This is a genomic window from Blautia intestinalis, from assembly GCF_014297355.1.
Lineage (GTDB): Bacteria > Bacillota > Clostridia > Lachnospirales > Lachnospiraceae > Blautia_A > Blautia_A intestinalis.
Genome location: NZ_JACOQE010000005.1, coordinates 1 through 16,168 on the forward strand (window position 1 = coordinate 1; position 16,168 = coordinate 16,168).

Sequence of the window (16,168 nt, forward strand, 5' to 3'; positions counted from 1 at the left end):
TTCCGGAACATCCTCCCACTTTGTTCCTGGTGCAATACCACCTTCAGGATAACCTTCCTCTTCATCATATTCCCATCCGCAAACGTCACATACATATTTCATTAGTTTGTTCCTCCTTAAAAATATATTAATACGCAGCATATTTTACTGTTGTATCTGAATTATTTTGTAATCTTGGCACAAATGTCAAGTGTTTTTAGCATTTCCAGAACCCATGAAGATTGCAGTATGCATATACTTCTTCTACATATTCTCCACCACAGAGGCAGAAATCCGCAATAGGTTCCTATCCCGGAATTAGCTGTTTTTTATAAATACCTTGATTTGTATTTAGTGTAATCCATTCCATGCTTATTAGGATTCATTATTAATTATAATTATATATCAATATTAATTTATTGTCAATTAATAGTAGTAACAATTCTTATTATTATAATAAATTAACATTACTGACTACTTTTTGTTTTAATCATTTAATCATCCTTTTTTCGTTCAAAAACATATTCAGTTTCTGATGATAAATCAGAACGGAATGAATAACCAAGTCTGTCGAATTTCTTAATATCCAGCGGATTCTCAATATTATTTTCTGCCATAAATCTGACCATTTCACCACGAGCCATCTTGGCATATGTACCTTTTGTTACCATTTTATCTCCAGAAACTTCACAAAATGTAACCGAAATATATCTGTCCTGTGGTGTCAAATACTTTTCTATACATTTTGAGTATTCTTTTGATGCAAGATTAATGATAATCCTGCTGTCATCTATTACTGAGCGGTATAACAAGTCACCCCAGTACTCATACAGATTTTTGGCATCTCCAATCCTGATCTTTGCCTGCATTTCCAAACGATAAGGTGTCACACCATCCATTGGTTTCAGAGCACCATAAAATGCAGACAATATTCTCAAATGATTTTGCACATACTCAAGCTGCATATCTTCAAACACAGATGGTGCCATATATTGAAAAGCAATTCCTTCATATGATAAAACAGCCGGACTGAGCATCTGATAAAGATTCATATTTCCCAATCTATTGAAATTTTGTTCTGCAATCTTGTCATTACATTTCCAAATGCCTTTCAGTTCCTCTTTTGACTTACTTTTCAACCAACTTTGTATCTCCGTCGTCTTTTCAATAAATTCAGGCAATGCATCCGGTGCTATGCTGTCAGTATCTGTAATCATCTTTTTAGCAGGGGATAATATTATCTTCATTAATCTAATTCCTTAAGCATATTTTCAGGATCATCTACAGCCTTGACTTTATCATTTGCCTTTATAATAACCCCCTGTTCATCAATAAGATATGTGGTTCTTACTACTCCCATAGATACTTTGCCATAATTTTTCTTTTCTTTCCATACATCATAAGCTTCAATAACTTTTCGCTCTGGATCTGCTAAAAGTGTAAATGCCAATCCATATTTTTCCTCAAATCTCTTATGAGAAGATACAGAATCCTTACTGACTCCAAGAATAACTGCACCTTTTTCGGTAAACTGAGGGTATCTCTCGGAAAAACCACATGCCTGCTTCGTACATCCTGGTGTATTATCCCTTGGATAAAAATACAAAATCACTTTTTTTCCTGTATAATCCGATAATCTATGTATTTTCCCATTTTGATCGGGCAACTCAAAATCAGGTGCCTTAATTCCTACTTCCAACATTATTTATTCCTCCCTATCTGTAACTTTCTCTTTTTTTGCCTTTTCTTTTCTATTCCCAGTAATTATTTTATGACCTGTATATATCGCCATTACCATACATAACATAGAACTTAAAGCAAAGTATTTATGACTTGATTTTAGCTTTTTATATCCAGTGTAATAAGTCCCAAACATTGCAATTAATGCTCCAACTGACCAATATTTATGTGCTTTCATGTAATTCCTCCATTTTTCAGTGTATTCAATTATAATTATACTCTACCACATTCCTATGTCAATTTGACAATAGCGCATTCCTATAAATTTTTCAGAATATCATGGTTAAAACTATGTATTGTTATCCTATAATTTTTCTTTGAAAAATCTAACAAAAAGCTTACCTTCAGGAAATTACTATTTAATCTCTTTTCCATCTATATATAGTTGAAATTTATCAGGATTATTGACAACAGCATAGTCCTTTCCATATTCTACAGGTCTGTATTCGGCTGTCATTACCGATTCCCCATACTCAAAAGTGTGGCTGTAAAAATCCAGACAAGGGATTTTTGCGGCCAAAAATAAATTTCATCTTTCATAGAAAAAAGGATCCTACGCAAGGTGGAAGGCTAACAAGCCTTGTCCTTGCAGGGATCCTTTCAATTGCTACTGAGGATGCCGAAATGTGATATTAACTTTGACAGCTCTCTTCGCTTACTCAATAACTCCATTTTTAATATACTGAAGTCCGGAACGTATTCTCAAATATTTCTCATATTTTTGCTGACATGCTTTAACAGCCTCTGCATCTGGTTCATGTCGGCACTCAATCTTCACATTACCTTCCGATATCTGCTCCAAAGATGTAATACTTCCTCCTTTGTATGCAGCCAGAAGTGCTATACCAAATGCCGGTCCAATCATTCCTTCCATTTTTTCAACAGCAATATTTAATACATTTGCCATTGTCTGAAGCCATACAGGGCTTTTCGCACCACCACCTACAACTTTGACTGTACCATATTTTTCCAGTGGCAAATGCATTTTTTCTGCCAGCTCCCGAAAACCGAAGCACAATCCTTCAATCACAGCGTAGAACAGATTTTCCTGTGAGGTTGTCAGATTCAGTCCGATAAATGCTCCACGGAGTTCGGGATCTGCATATATGGTCTTGTCACCATCCAGATGCGGATAAAAAATCAGATCATTTTGTGCATTACTGTTTACATCAATGGATGTTGTCAATTCTTTAAAGCGCTTCAGTTCCATGATGTTTTTATTCCACCAGTCAAATGTATTACCATTACACTGGACCACACCCTGCACAAGATATTGAAATTTTTTATCATCAAAGGAAAACAGAATCTTTTTTCCTTTTGTCTGGCTTTCTGGTTTGTCGATCGGCATCATAAATACACCCGATGTGCCAAGAGATACCACAGGATATCCAAGTCCCAGACATCCTGTCGAAATCGCAGTGGCCGGATTGTCACCAGTTCCGACAATCACTTCCACATCTTTGCTGATTTCAAATTCCTCGGCAATCTCAGAAAGTATTTTGCCTGCACTTTCTACACTTCCACGAAGTTTCGGATAACACTCCTGATCCAATCCTATCAGATTTCTGATTTCTTCTGACCAACGTTTATTGCATATTTCATAAAGACAGGATGTGGAAGCTTCACAATAATCTGTTGTCTGATTTCCCGTCAGACGATATACCAGGTAATCTGGTCCAATCAGAAATTTTCTTACTTTTTTCAGATTTTCTGGCTCATATACTTTCATCCAGTACAGATTTGCTGCCGGACTTCCTGTTGATATTGTCTGAGAAAGATACTCTCCTTCCGGAAATTCCTGAATTTTTTCTTTTAATTCCGGAAGAAGGTCTTTTGTTCTGGTGTCGTTCCACATCATCGCCGGTCTTACTGGTCTTCCATCTTCTCCAACAACAATCAAAGTATGCATCTGTCCGGTCACACCAATTCCCTTTAATCTCTCTGGAATCTGGCCTTCAAAAATATGATGCATTCCTCTTTTCATGGCCTGAAACCAGATTTCAGGATCAATTTCTGACCAGCCATTTTGCTGCTGTTCAGCCTCATATTCCTCTGAAATCTGTCCCAGAATATGTTTTTCCGAATCTGTTAGTACCATCTTCATAGAAGACGTTCCTACGTCAATTCCTAAATATGTATCGTTCACACCAACACCCGCCTTACAGAAAAATTAGTGCTCGTTGATCATTGTCACAAGCTCCTGGGCCTTTCTGCTTACTTCTTCAACAGCCTCAATACTTAAATGAATCACATCATATTCATTATGGTTTTCTTCATAGGCCTGGCCAAATGTTTTAACAAATTCTTTGCGAAGATCAGAACCATAGTTAATTTTGATCAATCCATGTTTCTTTGCTTCCCAGATAACTTCTTTCGGGATACCAGATCCACCATGAAGAACCAGCGGAACTTTGGAAATCTGATTGATTTTCTCGAGCAACGGAATATCAATCTGTGGATTCAGGCAGAGTCCATGCACGTTACCCACTGAAACAGCCAGTGTATCGCAGCCTGTTTTTTCGACAAATTCTGCTACCATATCCGGATCTGTCTTGCATTCTGCTTCATTTACAATGTCTTCTTCTTTACCACGAAGTGCGCCAAGCTCTGCTTCTACCGGAATTCCATAGAAATGGCAATAGTCTGCAGCTCTGCGGCATTCTTTTACATTTTCCTCAAACGGAAGATGTGATGCATCGATCATGATAGAAGTAAATCCGGCATCTATGCAGGCTTTAACATCTTCGAATGATTTTCCGTGATCCAGATGAAGTCCAATCGGTGTTTCAGATTTCTTCACTGCATCAGCAGCTATTTCTGCAATTATGCCAGGATTGGAAAGGCGCAGATTATTGGAAGAAATCTGAATATATCCAGGCAGATTGGCTCTCATCAGGCCATCTGCGATTGCATATGTCATTTCCAGATTCGTAGTATTAAAAGCTGGTAATACGAGATTGTTTCTTTTTGCGTACTCCATAAGTTTAAATCCATTTACAAGTTTCATAGTAATCTCCTCCATATCTCTGATGTTGTATTATCTGTTAGTGAAAGTCATGCATTACTTCATAGAACCGCTTATAACGTTCAAATTTATTTTTATAATAATTTGTCATGTCTGTCTCAGGAACATATTTCTTCTTTGATTTTACTGCTCTTTTAATGCCTTCCTGCATCGAAGGATATGCTTTTACTGCCGTTGCAGCCATAAGCATGCAGCCCAGAGTTCCGGCTTCAGCACTTTCCAGCGAATAAACTTCCATTCCAAAAACATCTGCACGAATCTGAAGCGTCAGTTCTGACGCTGCACCACCACCTGTAACAGCAATACGATGCATCGTTATTCCCAGTTCCTGCATTCGCTCATATGCCAGATACATTTGAAATGCCATGCCTTCCAGAATTCCCTTATATAATTCTTCCGGCCTGGTATGAATTGTAAGTCCTGTTATCGTGCCTTTTGCATCCATAGACAAATCCGGATTTCCGGCTGAACCAAACTGAGGAAGAACCATAACATCTGTCTTTACATTTCTGGCAAGTTCATCCATATACTGAAAAAAGTTTCTGCCTTCTTCCTGACATTTTCTGTAAATATCCTGAAAAATACTGTCTCTTGCCCAGTTTTTCAAGGCTCCACAGGTTGTTACTTCAATACTTGATAAATAAGTGTCCGGAAAAACATATGGTATACAGGTAAAATCGTTTTTCTTCATATACGGTGTCATCATTGCCCTGGGAAGCATCGTAAACATAAATTCACAGGTTCCCATTCCACATTCTCCGTCTTCCGGCATAAACAACCCGCTTCCAAGAGCTGCACACGTCTGATCATGGCCGCCGGCTACGATCTTCAGGTCTTGGTTAAGTCCCAGTTCTTCTGCCATTTCAGGAAGAATCGTACCAATTACGGTACATGGCGGAACGGGTTCTGACATCTGCTCTTTGCGGATACCTGCAAGCTTCAGAAATTCTTCTGACCATTCAAATTTTCTGATATCAAATGCCATACTTCGTGCAGCCGATGAATAACTGACCTTTCTCTGTCCGGTCAGAATATATCCAACAAAATCTTCATAATATAAAATTGCGGCTGCATCTTTTATTGCATTTGTGTTACGGTTCAGCCACATATATTTCGGAAGACCATACAATTCATTTGGCGGGAGACCTGTAGTCTCAAAAATTCTGTCTGCTCCAAGAATTTTTATGATCTCCTGGGTTTCCGAAATTCCCCGGTCATCCCCAGTAAGCATGGAATTTGCAAGTACCTTATTGTTTTTATCCAGACATACTACAGACTCCCCGAGACTTGTTACCGCCATTGCCGTAATTCCTTCTATACAGTCTCCGGCAACATCCTTAAGAACTTCTTTTACCTTTGATATCACAACTTCCGGATTTAGTTCACGGTGTCCTCCGCTACCTTCTTCCTGATACTTTCTGCTGGATTGATATATAATATTTCCATCCAGATCATATACCAGCATTTTACATCCACTGGTACCTACATCTATACCTGCGAATAACATTCTGTCTGCCATAACGGTCTCCATTCAGTTTGATAGATTCTCAATTTCTATCAGTCTTTTGATTTTGATTTTCTCACTACATCGATGATTACCGCTACAAGAATAATGATTCCTTTAAATACTTCCTGCCAGAAAGAATTGATTCCCATCAGGTTCAGACCATTTGTAATAACACCAATGATCAGAATACCAATGAAAGTACCACCAACAGTTCCTACACCACCTGACATACTGGTTCCACCGATAACAACAGCTGCGATCGCATCCATTTCAAAGCCGCTTCCAAGAGTCGCTGCTGCTGAACCAAGTCTTGCTGACCAGATCAGACCACCAAGTCCACAGAACAGACCAATCAAAACATATGGAAGCATATTATATTTCTTTACATTTACACCTGAATACTGAGCTGCAAGTTTATTTCCACCTAACGCATAGATATAATATCCAAAACGGGTTCTGTTTAATAAGAACCATGTAAAAATAAGTACTGCTGCTGCATAAATAATGATAACAGAGATTCCTGCTACATTCTGATTACCAAGAGCTGTATATCCTGTGTTACGTACACGGATCGTTACACCGCCTGAAATAATTTCAGTAAGACCACGTCCAATACTCTGTGTTGCAAGAGTTGCTACAAAAGCCGGAACCTTTAAATAAGAAATCGCAACACCATTTACAATACCTACCAGTGCACCTACCCCAAGGCAGATAAATACTGTTGGGACCACTGGAAGTCCCACATTTGTAATCATGTAAGCTCCGATAATTCCTGATAAACCTACTGTTGATCCAACAGAAATATCAATTTCACCCATCAGAATTGCCATCAGCATACCGCAGCTGATAATTGCATTTACCGAATTGGATTTTAACAGGTTCAGAATATTTGATGATGTAAGAAACTTCGGTGTAGAAATTGAAACTATAATCACCAAAAGAATCAGACCTATGATCGTACCTATGTTCCTTTTGACAAAACTTACGCCTGGGATTTTATTTTTTGTATCCATGTCCAGACCTCCTAACTTTTTTATTGACAAGAGTTTACTTATATCCTTTTTTAATCTCTTTTTGTTGCCAGTGTCATCATTTCTTCCTGTGAGAACTCTGTTTCATCAATTTCTCCTGTGATTTTTCCTTCACACATAACATAGCAACGATTACACATATTGATAATCTCCGGAAGTTCTGAAGAAACCATGATGATGCATGCACCTTTGGCTGCGAGTTCATCAATAATTGCATAAATCTCTGCTTTGGCAGCAACATCAATACCTCTTGTAGGTTCATCAAGTATAATGACTTTTGGCTTGTTTGCCAGCCATTTACTAAGGACAACTTTCTGCTGGTTTCCACCGCTCAGGTTTCCTGCCAGCTGCTTTGGCGAGGTAATTTTTATGGAAAACTTCTTGCGGTAATCTTCCACCATATTGTTCCACTCTTTGTCTTTTACATGAATTCCATTGACAAAATCAGACAGACAGGCCAGGCCCATATTAAATTTCACATCATTTTTCAGAATCAGCCCTTCACCTCGACGATCCTCTGATACATATGCGATTCCATTGTTGATTGCATCACGTGGTGATTTAATATTGACAGACTTGCCATCCAGAAGGATTTCTCCTCCGCTCTTTTCATATGCACCAAAAATTGTTTTCATAAGTTCTGTACGGCCGGCTCCTACCAGCCCTGCAAAACCAACAATTTCACCATATCTTGCTTTAAAACTTGCATTTCTGAATAATTTAGGATGTGACAAATCCTTTGTTTCCAATGCAACCTCTCCGATTTTGTGCTTGTTTTTGGTATAAAAACTGTCCAGCTCACGACCAACCATCAAACTGATCAGATGATCTTTATCTACATTTGCAGTTTCCAGATCTCCAACCATTTTTCCATCTCGAAGTACTACGATACGGTTCGTGATAGCATACAATTCTTCCAATCTATGTGAAATATAGATAATTCCAATATTTTTTTTCTGAAGAAGACGGATAATTCCAAACAAAATCTCTACTTCACCCTGTGAAAGAGAAGATGTCGGTTCATCCATAACTACTACTTTTGCATCTGCTGATATTGCTTTAATAATCTCAACCAGCTGCTGCATACCCATCGTTAAATTTCTTACCAGTTCATTCGCTCTTAAATTCAAATGCAGATCATCAATTAACTTCTGTGTCTGCTGTTCCATTGCCTGTACATCTACAAAGCCGAATTTGTTTTTGGGCTCTCTGCCCAGAAATACATTTGCTGCTATTGTTCTATCCGGTACAAGAACAATTTCCTGATGAATAATACGAATACCATTTTCTCCTGCTATAGCGGCAGAAGTTATATTTTTCACAGTTCCATGCATACGGATTTCTCCGGAATCTGCCTTATAAATGCCACCAAGGATTTTGATCAGGGTTGACTTTCCGGCTCCGTTCTCGCCGAGGATAGCAACAACTTCCCCTTCATCTACAGAAAGGTTTACACCATTCAGCACAACATTGGAGGCAAATGCTTTCGTTATATTTGTCATCTCTAACAGCTTTGTTTCGCTCATATTATGCTACCTCTCATTTTTTAAAGTGGGCGTTGCAAGTTTTCTTGCAACGCCCGATTCTGCAATTATTTTGCTTCTTCTGTATCAGCTTCTTCTGTGTCAGCTGCTTCTGTTGTATCTGCTGCTGCATCATCTGTGCTGTCTTCGTCCAGAGAATCCCAAGCGTCCAGGTCGAAATCATCAATGTTGTCTTTTGTAATGCTGTAAGATTCAATTGCTGTATTAAATTCGATTTCTTTTCCTTCAAGAACATCGATTGCTTCTTTTACACCAAGATATCCCATGTATGTAGGTCTCTGTGCAGAAGACTGAACCATTGTTCCATCTTTGATCGCATGTTTACCGATCGGAGCACCATCTTTACCAAGAATATCAATCTGACCTGTCTTTCCAGCATCTTCAACTGCCTGTACAGCACCAAGAGCAGAAGTATCATTGATGCAGTAGATTACATCGATATCATCATTTGCCTGAAGAGCATCTGATACAACGTTAAAGGATGTTTCTGTAGATCCTTCACCTTCAACAACCTGTGCATCTACGTATTTATCTGGATCTTTTGCATTTTCTTTGATTCCTTTCCAGAAACCATCTACGTTGATAATGCAAGATTCTGCTGTCTGAAGATGTACTGTCAGGATGTTTGCTCCATCTGGATGATTTTCTGCAACCCACTGTCCGGAAAGATATCCGAGCTGTTCATTATCAGAAGCAATGATTCCATCTACCAGATCATAGTCGTCTTCTGTGATTACGTTATCTACGTTAATTACTTTTACGCCAGCATCTTTGCATGTCTGAAGAACTGTCTGAGCTCCTGCTGAATCATATGGAATATAAATAAGTGCATCGATTCCGCTTGCGATCATATCATCAATCTGAGATGCCTGCTGTGTCGGGTCATTCTGTGGATCGAAATAAATCAGTTCGCTTCCTGTTTCGTCACATGCTTTCTGTACACCATCAAGTACAGCTGTGAAATATTCATTGGTCAGAGTATATGGAGAAAAACCAATGGTATATTTTTCTTTTGTTTCTGTTGTGTCATCTGCCATAACTGTTGCTGCACCTGCTACCATCGATAATGCCATAGCACCTGTTAATAATGTTGCGATCATTTTTTTCTTCATAGAAAAACCTCCCTTTGTTCGTTTCGCGAATTATTCGTTCGTTTTTTGTTTGTATGAACATATTAGCATAAGGATTTTTTATTTGCAATGCACTTAATTACCAATAATTCTGTCATTTATTTGTGCATTTCTTCTTTTTAATGTTCGTTATATTTGAAATTATTGTTCGTTTTTACTTTTCCATTCACATCGCAGGCACGATTTTTACTGCATTTTTCAATTTATATGTTGTTTTATTTATGTTCATTTATCGTTATATAAATGTTCGTTTTCAGCAATCTAACAAACAAAAAAGTCAAAAAAATCAGCAGATTATCTCTGCTGATTAAAAATACAACTTATTCTGCTATAATTACATTTACACGATGTCTTTTCATAAGTGTCATTGCTTCCTCATCTATATTCGCATCTGTAATCAGACCATCAATCTGAGAAAGACTTCCAAACTCATTCAGGTTATAAGTATTCATCTTGGACGAGTCCGCCAGAACATAAATCTTCTTTGCGACTGAAAAAAGCGTCCCCTTCAACCTTGCCTCCGGAGAATATCCATCGTATAATTTTCCATCTGATCCAATTGCTGCAGCTCCGATAAATGCAGTATCAAGCTGATATTTTTTCAGCTGTTCTTCTGCTACCGGACCGGAACTGCAGTTAGTAATTCGAATCATATCACCGCCAAGCATGATCACTGCCAGATTTTCAAATTGAAGTGCATGTTCCGCAACTGCAAGATGATGGGTCACAACAACAGCACGGGTTTCTTTTTCCAGATAGTTCAAAATAATTCGTGTCGTTGATCCGGCATCAATAAATATTCTCTGCCCATTCTGAATCATTGTGGCTGCCAGCGCAGCAATCTTGTCTTTATCTTCTTTATGTGCAATTCTCGGTTCATCAAAGGAAATCATTCGAACTACCGGCTGATTTCCAAGTTCTGCACCCCCATGAGTTCTTGCAATATTGTACTCACGTGCTAACGAATTCAAGTCTCTGCGGACTGTCATTTCTGAAATGTCAAATTTCTCTGACAGCTCTGTTACTGTTACTTTATGCTGTTTCTGGAGTATCTCCAGAATAGCAAGACATCTCTCATTCTTTTTCACAGGATACCTTCCTTTTTCGTTATAATGATAGCTTAATTATAACATTTAAGAAGTTGTTTTCAAGATATCCTTGAAATTTTTATTTTCTTATTTACAGAGTTCCTCTGCCATCTGATCCAGCTGTTCCATGTTTTCCTCACTCAGAGAAGACATGATCTTAACAGTTGTATCAAGCCATGTGATATTTTTGCTCTTTTCGAATTCTGCTTTCATCACTTTCGCTGCGTTCGGAGCCCAGCTTCCATTCTCGATCAGACCAATGGTACGGTTCTGATAATTTCTTTCTGTCAGGTGATCGATATATGTCTTCATAAACGGGAACATATCTGCATTATAAGTGATGCTTGCAAGCACCAGCTTGCCATAACGGAATGCGTCTTCAACAGCTTCTGCCATATCGTCTCTTGCAAGATCAAATACAGAAACCTTCGGGCAGCTCTTTTCTTCCAGCTTCTGCGCCAGAACTTCTACTGCTTTCTTTGTATTTCCATATACAGATGAATATGCGATCACGACACCTTCACTCTCAACTTTGTAGGAAGACCAGATGTCATATTTCTCAAGGTAGTGACCCAGGTTTTCTGTCAGAACCGATCCATGGAGCGGACAGATTGTCTGAATATCCAGTGTTGCAGCTGTCTTGAGAAGTTTCTGAACCTGTGGGCCATATTTTCCAATGATACCGATATAATAGCGGCGTGCCTCGCAATCCCAGTCCTCTTCTACATCAAGCGCACCAAACTTACCAAATCCGTCAGCTGAGAAAAGAACCTTATCTGTGCTGTCATAAGTAACCATAACTTCCGGCCAGTGAACCATAGGTGCAAATACAAAGGTCAGAACATGTTTGCCAAGAGTCAGGCTCTCACCATTAGCAACGACAAGCTTCTTTCCTTCCAGATCCATACCTCTGAAGAAGTTTTCCATCATAGTAAACGTCTTTGTGTTCGCTACGACTATTGTTTCCGGATATACCTTCATAAAATTTTCAATATTGGCAGCATGATCCGGCTCCATGTGCTGTACGATCAGATAATCCGGTTTTACTCCATTAAGAACTTCTGCTACATTGCCAAGCCATTCTTCTGTAAAATTCGCATCTACTGTATCCATAACTGCAATCTTTTCATCCATTATCACATAGGAATTATAAGACATGCCATTCGGTACATCATACTGGCCCTCAAAAAGATCTACCTGATGATCGTTTACGCCCACATAATAAATATCATTTCCGATTTTCATTGTAATACTCTGCCTCCTCATAATTGAGTTTTTATATGTTTTAAACATTCTTTTATTTCTGCATTCATTATATATTCTCTTAATGTTGAAATGGTAGTGTCAAAAACTACCTCTTTTTTATTGTTCAAAATCCTTTAAAACCTTGATTTATTGGAGGTTTGCAAATAAAAAGAGCAATTACCTCCCTTTTCTGGTATAATGTCAATCGCCAAACCAACCTTATACGAAAGGAATTTAATTGCTCATGGACATTATACTTTATTTACTTCACTTAATTCAATACCAACATAAACAAATCTGCTGGCTTCTAAATTTTATCTGCAGATACATTCCTCTCAAACAGTGGGCTTTCGATGATTCCCATTCTCCGAAGTATCAAAAATTCAAGATTGATGAACTCCCTCTGATCACTGACTTCCGTCAGGACTGGACATACAAAGAGCTGATCCCTTACTACGAGAAACGCTATGATAAGAAGATACGCCCCATCAGCCGACGCTCAGAGTGTGATATCCCAGACTCCTGTACCTGCCCCCGCTGTGATGCACCTAAGCCGTTTCTCTATAAGAACAACAGTTCCAAAGGCCAACTACTGTGTAAGATCTGTGATTTCAGGTTCTCACCTGATGAAAGCAGGTTCTCCACCGTAAAACTGAGATGTCCTCATTGCGGCAATACTCTGGTTCCTAAAAAAGGCCGGAAACATTTCATTGTCCATAAATGTGTCAATCCCAAGCGTTCCTACTATCTGATATGCTCCCTTCTAGGTAGACAAGTGAAATAATAAAAACTTGTCACTTAGGAGGGAGCATATTTTATGTCTAAAAGAAAAGTATCTGTTGAGGATAAGATATATGCTGTAAATCTATATCTGGATGGAAAAGAAAGCCAACGGCAAATTGCCGATATGTTTGATGTAAGTCTCGCATCTGTCCAGCAATGGATTCGAAACTATGAATCTATGGAAGCAAATGCATTCACATTGAAAGGGAATAAAAAATATTCCAAAGAATTGAAACAACAAGCAGTCTTAGATTATTTAGCAGGCTATGGTTCTCAAGATGATATTTGCAAAAAATACGGAATCCGTTCAAAAGCTAAGTTACAAATCTGGATAAAGAAGTATAATGGTCATGAAGAATTAAAATCTTCTGGAACAGGAGGAAGCATTATCATGACCAAAGGAAGAAAAACTACTTTTGAAGAACGGGTTGAAATAGTACAGTATTGTATCGCACATGATCGTAATTATGCCCAAACAGCAGAACAATACCAGATGTCCTATCAACAGGCTCGTAATTATATAGTCGAATATGAAGCTGGTGGAGTGGAAGCTTTAAGAGATAACCGTGGCAAACGAAAAAGTCCCAACGAGATGAGTGAATTAGAAAAGCTGCATGCTGAAGTTAAAATTTTAAAAGCAGAGAAAGAACGTGCTGAAATGGAGGCATCTTTCTTAAAAAAACTCGAAGAAATAGAGAGGAGGCGGGGCTAGGCCTGATTCGTCATGAACATATATATCAGGCAATCAAAGAAGAACACAAAGAACACAATTATCCAATCGCTGCACTTTGTAAACTTGGCAGAGTTTCCAAAGCCGCTTACTATAAATGGTTACATAGAGAAATTCCTGAAAGTGAACAAAAGAATAGACTTATTGCTGATGAGATAGAAAAGATTCATACAGAGTCACCGGATAAAGGTTATCGAAGGATCAGAGATGATTTGGAACGATATCATGGTATTGATGTAAACGATAAACGTGTGCTACGCATTTGCCGTAAACTTAATATAAAATCAACTATTAAGTATTCTAACAACGGATGCACAAGACAGGCTGCAAACCCTCAGTATATAGCTGAAAACATACTTAATCGGGAGTTCACTGCCAAAGCACCAAATGAAAAATGGCTCACTGATGTGACAGAATTCCATTATTATATTGGGATGGAAAAGCATAAAGTTTATCTAAGTGCAATATTGGATCTATATGATAGACGGATCGTTTCGTATGTTATTCGTGATAAGAATAACAATGCTTTGGTGTTTGATACGGTAGACAATGCTTTACTTAGAAATCCTGGTGCACAGCCACTGTTTCACAGTGACAGGGGATTCCAATATACTAACAGGACATTTCATACAAAACTTGTAAATGCTGGAATAACACAAAGCATGTCGCGAGTTGCTAAATGTATCGACAATGGACCAATGGAGGGCTTTTGGGGAATTCTGAAGAGAGAGCGATACTATGGAAAACGATTTACTGATAGAGGTACTCTCGTAAAAATGATCGAAGATTATATAGATTACTATAACAATAAACGCTTGCAAAGGAATCTCGGAATTTTAACACCGATAGAAAAACACGAAATTTACTTGCAAGCTGCATAAAAACTGCCAGCAGATAATTTCTACTGGCAGGAAAAATTTATATTTTTTCAATTGTCTACTTGACGGGGAGCAGTTCAAACCGACAGCCCCTTCTGCTTTACTTTATTCTATATCTTTTTATAATCCGTTCATTCGACAACCTCTATCTGGCACGCTTTCATGACCTTCAGTGCAGTCTCATGACTTTCCGGTGTTACCCCTGCGTATCTCGTTTAAATACGAGCTACACCGGTTCTCTTTGCTGCCTCAGCAACCGCTTTGGCTACCGCTGGTCCTACTCGCTTATCAAATGCCTTCGGAATGATATACTCCGGAGAAAGTTCCTCATCTGTGATCAGATTTGCAAGTGCTTCAGACGCTGCCAATTTCATTTCGTCATTGATTTCTTTTGCTCTCACATCAAATGCACCACGGAAGATTCCCGGGAAAGCAAGTACGTTGTTGATCTGGTTCGGGAAATCACTTCTTCCTGTGGAAACAACTTTTGCTCCGCCTGCCTTTGCATCATCCGGGAAAATCTCCGGAATCGGGTTCGCACATGCAAAAACAACTGCATCTTTGTTCATGGTCTTAACCATCTCTGTTGTAACAGCACCCGGTGCAGAAACACCGATAAATACATCTGCGCCAACCAGCATATCTGCAAGAGAACCGGATTTTTTAGCCAGGTTAGTAACTTTAGCCATTTCATCTTTGACCGGATTCATGCCTTCCGGGCGTCCCTCGTAGATTGCACCCTTTCTGTCGCAGAGAGTGATATCTTTGAATCCTGCTGTCAGAAGGAGACGTGCAATAGAAATTGCAGCAGCTCCTGCTCCGTTCATAACGATACGAACATCTTCTTTTTTCTTTCCTACAACCTTCAGTGCGTTGGTCAGACCGGCAAGAGTGATAATCGCTGTACCGTGCTGGTCATCATGGAAGATCGGAATAGCACATTTTTCTTTCAGTTTTTTCTCAATCTCAAAACATCTCGGAGCAGAAATATCTTCCAGATTTACTCCGCCAAAAGAACCGGAGATCAGATAAATTGTATTAACGATCTCATCCACATCATTGCTCTTGATGCAAAGAGGGAATGCATCTACATCGCCAAACGCCTTGAAAAGTACACATTTTCCTTCCATTACCGGCATTCCGGCCTCTGGTCCGATGTTTCCAAGTCCAAGAACAGCTGAGCCGTCAGTTACTACCAGACACATGTTCCATCTTCTGGTAAGATCATAAGATTTATCCACATCCTTCTGGATTTCGAGACAAGGCTGTGCAACACCTGGTGTATAGGCAAGAGACAGATCATCCTTATTTTCTACAGGTACTCTTGTTACAACTTCAATCTTACCTTTCCATTCTCCATGCAATCTTAAAGATTCTTTTGCATAATCCATTTCTATTGTCCTCCCTGATATCTTAAATTTTGTGAAAACGTATCATTCGACTCTTCTATTGTTGCTGTTCACTCCGTTCACAGCAATCTTCTAATCT

The 16,168-nt window shown here is 38.8% G+C and carries 14 protein-coding genes and 3 pseudogenes; 3 read left to right on the top strand and 14 right to left on the bottom strand.

Features of this window, described 5'->3' with window-relative positions:
- From H8Z79_RS09645 to H8Z79_RS09700, 13 genes and pseudogenes are all read right to left on the bottom strand, one after another.
- Positions 1 to 102: rubredoxin (locus tag H8Z79_RS09645; RefSeq protein WP_187002817.1), on the bottom strand; the 102-nt coding region annotated here is incomplete at its 3' end.
- 94 nt (positions 103 to 196) lie between these two features.
- Positions 197 to 349, bottom strand: a pseudogene (locus tag H8Z79_RS17420) (desulfoferrodoxin family protein); the annotation flags it as partial.
- Positions 350 to 473: 124 nt separating this feature from the next.
- Positions 474 to 1,226 (bottom strand): peroxide stress protein YaaA, encoded by a 753-nt coding sequence (gene yaaA / locus H8Z79_RS09650; protein WP_015541694.1) that lies wholly within the window; start codon positions 1,224 to 1,226, stop codon positions 474 to 476.
- Positions 1,226 to 1,681, bottom strand: a complete 456-nt coding sequence (bcp, locus tag H8Z79_RS09655) for a thioredoxin-dependent thiol peroxidase (protein ID WP_015541693.1) — start codon at positions 1,679 to 1,681, stop codon at positions 1,226 to 1,228. The genes yaaA and bcp overlap by 1 nt, the downstream gene beginning before the upstream one ends.
- 3 nt (positions 1,682 to 1,684) lie before the next feature.
- Positions 1,685 to 1,897 (bottom strand): DUF6219 family protein, encoded by a 213-nt coding sequence (locus H8Z79_RS09660; RefSeq protein ID WP_015541692.1) that lies wholly within the window; start codon positions 1,895 to 1,897, stop codon positions 1,685 to 1,687.
- A gap of 477 nt (positions 1,898 to 2,374) precedes the next feature.
- The gene (locus H8Z79_RS17270) at positions 2,375 to 3,865 is read right to left on the bottom strand and encodes a xylulokinase (protein ID WP_270444991.1); all 1,491 of its coding nucleotides are present in this window, start codon (positions 3,863 to 3,865) and stop codon (positions 2,375 to 2,377) included.
- 24 nt (positions 3,866 to 3,889) lie between these two features.
- The gene (locus H8Z79_RS09670; RefSeq protein ID WP_187002818.1) at positions 3,890 to 4,726 is read right to left on the bottom strand and encodes a class II aldolase; all 837 of its coding nucleotides are present in this window, start codon (positions 4,724 to 4,726) and stop codon (positions 3,890 to 3,892) included.
- 37 nt (positions 4,727 to 4,763) lie between these two features.
- Positions 4,764 to 6,263, bottom strand: a complete 1,500-nt coding sequence (locus H8Z79_RS09675; protein ID WP_225876957.1) for an FGGY-family carbohydrate kinase — start codon at positions 6,261 to 6,263, stop codon at positions 4,764 to 4,766.
- A gap of 38 nt (positions 6,264 to 6,301) precedes the next feature.
- The gene (locus H8Z79_RS09680) at positions 6,302 to 7,264 is read right to left on the bottom strand and encodes an ABC transporter permease (protein WP_187002819.1); all 963 of its coding nucleotides are present in this window, start codon (positions 7,262 to 7,264) and stop codon (positions 6,302 to 6,304) included.
- Between the two features lie 50 nt (positions 7,265 to 7,314).
- Complete coding sequence (locus H8Z79_RS09685; protein WP_187002820.1) at positions 7,315 to 8,808, bottom strand: sugar ABC transporter ATP-binding protein; 1,494 nt, start codon at positions 8,806 to 8,808, stop codon at positions 7,315 to 7,317.
- Positions 8,809 to 8,873: 65 nt separating this feature from the next.
- Positions 8,874 to 9,938, bottom strand: a complete 1,065-nt coding sequence (locus H8Z79_RS09690) for a sugar ABC transporter substrate-binding protein (RefSeq protein WP_187002821.1) — start codon at positions 9,936 to 9,938, stop codon at positions 8,874 to 8,876.
- Positions 9,939 to 10,276: 338 nt separating this feature from the next.
- Complete coding sequence (locus tag H8Z79_RS09695; protein ID WP_187002822.1) at positions 10,277 to 11,044, bottom strand: DeoR/GlpR family DNA-binding transcription regulator; 768 nt, start codon at positions 11,042 to 11,044, stop codon at positions 10,277 to 10,279.
- 90 nt (positions 11,045 to 11,134) lie between these two features.
- Positions 11,135 to 12,289, bottom strand: a pseudogene (locus H8Z79_RS09700) (FprA family A-type flavoprotein); the annotation flags it as partial.
- Positions 12,290 to 12,533: 244 nt separating this feature from the next.
- Here H8Z79_RS09700 and H8Z79_RS17425 point away from each other — a divergent pair.
- The 3 genes and pseudogenes from H8Z79_RS17425 to H8Z79_RS16740 form a co-directional block, all read left to right on the top strand.
- Positions 12,534 to 13,040, top strand: a pseudogene (locus tag H8Z79_RS17425) (transposase); the annotation flags it as partial.
- Between the two features lie 66 nt (positions 13,041 to 13,106).
- Positions 13,107 to 13,784: a helix-turn-helix domain-containing protein gene (locus H8Z79_RS16735; RefSeq protein WP_207726356.1), complete on the top strand. Its 678-nt coding sequence runs from the start codon at positions 13,107 to 13,109 to the stop codon at positions 13,782 to 13,784.
- A 5-nt stretch (positions 13,785 to 13,789) separates the two neighbouring features.
- Positions 13,790 to 14,683: an IS3 family transposase gene (locus H8Z79_RS16740; RefSeq protein ID WP_270499286.1), complete on the top strand. Its 894-nt coding sequence runs from the start codon at positions 13,790 to 13,792 to the stop codon at positions 14,681 to 14,683.
- 212 nt (positions 14,684 to 14,895) lie between these two features.
- Here H8Z79_RS16740 and H8Z79_RS09710 read toward each other — a convergent pair whose 3' ends face one another.
- Positions 14,896 to 16,071: an NAD(P)-dependent malic enzyme gene (locus H8Z79_RS09710; protein WP_187002824.1), complete on the bottom strand. Its 1,176-nt coding sequence runs from the start codon at positions 16,069 to 16,071 to the stop codon at positions 14,896 to 14,898.
- Positions 16,072 to 16,168: the final 97 nt, after the last annotated feature.

Excerpts from the sequence above, each read along its gene's own strand:
- H8Z79_RS09680 (WP_187002819.1), bottom strand. The coding sequence starts at position 7,264 with ATGGATACAAAAAATAAAATCCCAGGCGTAAGTTTTGTCAAAAGGAAC.
- H8Z79_RS16735 (WP_207726356.1), top strand. The coding sequence starts at position 13,107 with ATGTCTAAAAGAAAAGTATCTGTTGAGGATAAGATATATGCTGTAAAT.
- yaaA (WP_015541694.1), bottom strand. The coding sequence starts at position 1,226 with ATGAAGATAATATTATCCCCTGCTAAAAAGATGATTACAGATACTGAC.
- H8Z79_RS09675 (WP_225876957.1), bottom strand. The coding sequence starts at position 6,263 with ATGGCAGACAGAATGTTATTCGCAGGTATAGATGTAGGTACCAGTGGA.
- H8Z79_RS09670 (WP_187002818.1), bottom strand. The coding sequence starts at position 4,726 with ATGAAACTTGTAAATGGATTTAAACTTATGGAGTACGCAAAAAGAAAC.
- bcp (WP_015541693.1), bottom strand. The coding sequence starts at position 1,681 with ATGTTGGAAGTAGGAATTAAGGCACCTGATTTTGAGTTGCCCGATCAA.
- H8Z79_RS09690 (WP_187002821.1), bottom strand. The coding sequence starts at position 9,938 with ATGAAGAAAAAAATGATCGCAACATTATTAACAGGTGCTATGGCATTA.
- H8Z79_RS09660 (WP_015541692.1), bottom strand. The coding sequence starts at position 1,897 with ATGAAAGCACATAAATATTGGTCAGTTGGAGCATTAATTGCAATGTTT.
- H8Z79_RS09710 (WP_187002824.1), bottom strand. The coding sequence starts at position 16,071 with ATGGATTATGCAAAAGAATCTTTAAGATTGCATGGAGAATGGAAAGGT.
- H8Z79_RS09685 (WP_187002820.1), bottom strand. The coding sequence starts at position 8,808 with ATGAGCGAAACAAAGCTGTTAGAGATGACAAATATAACGAAAGCATTT.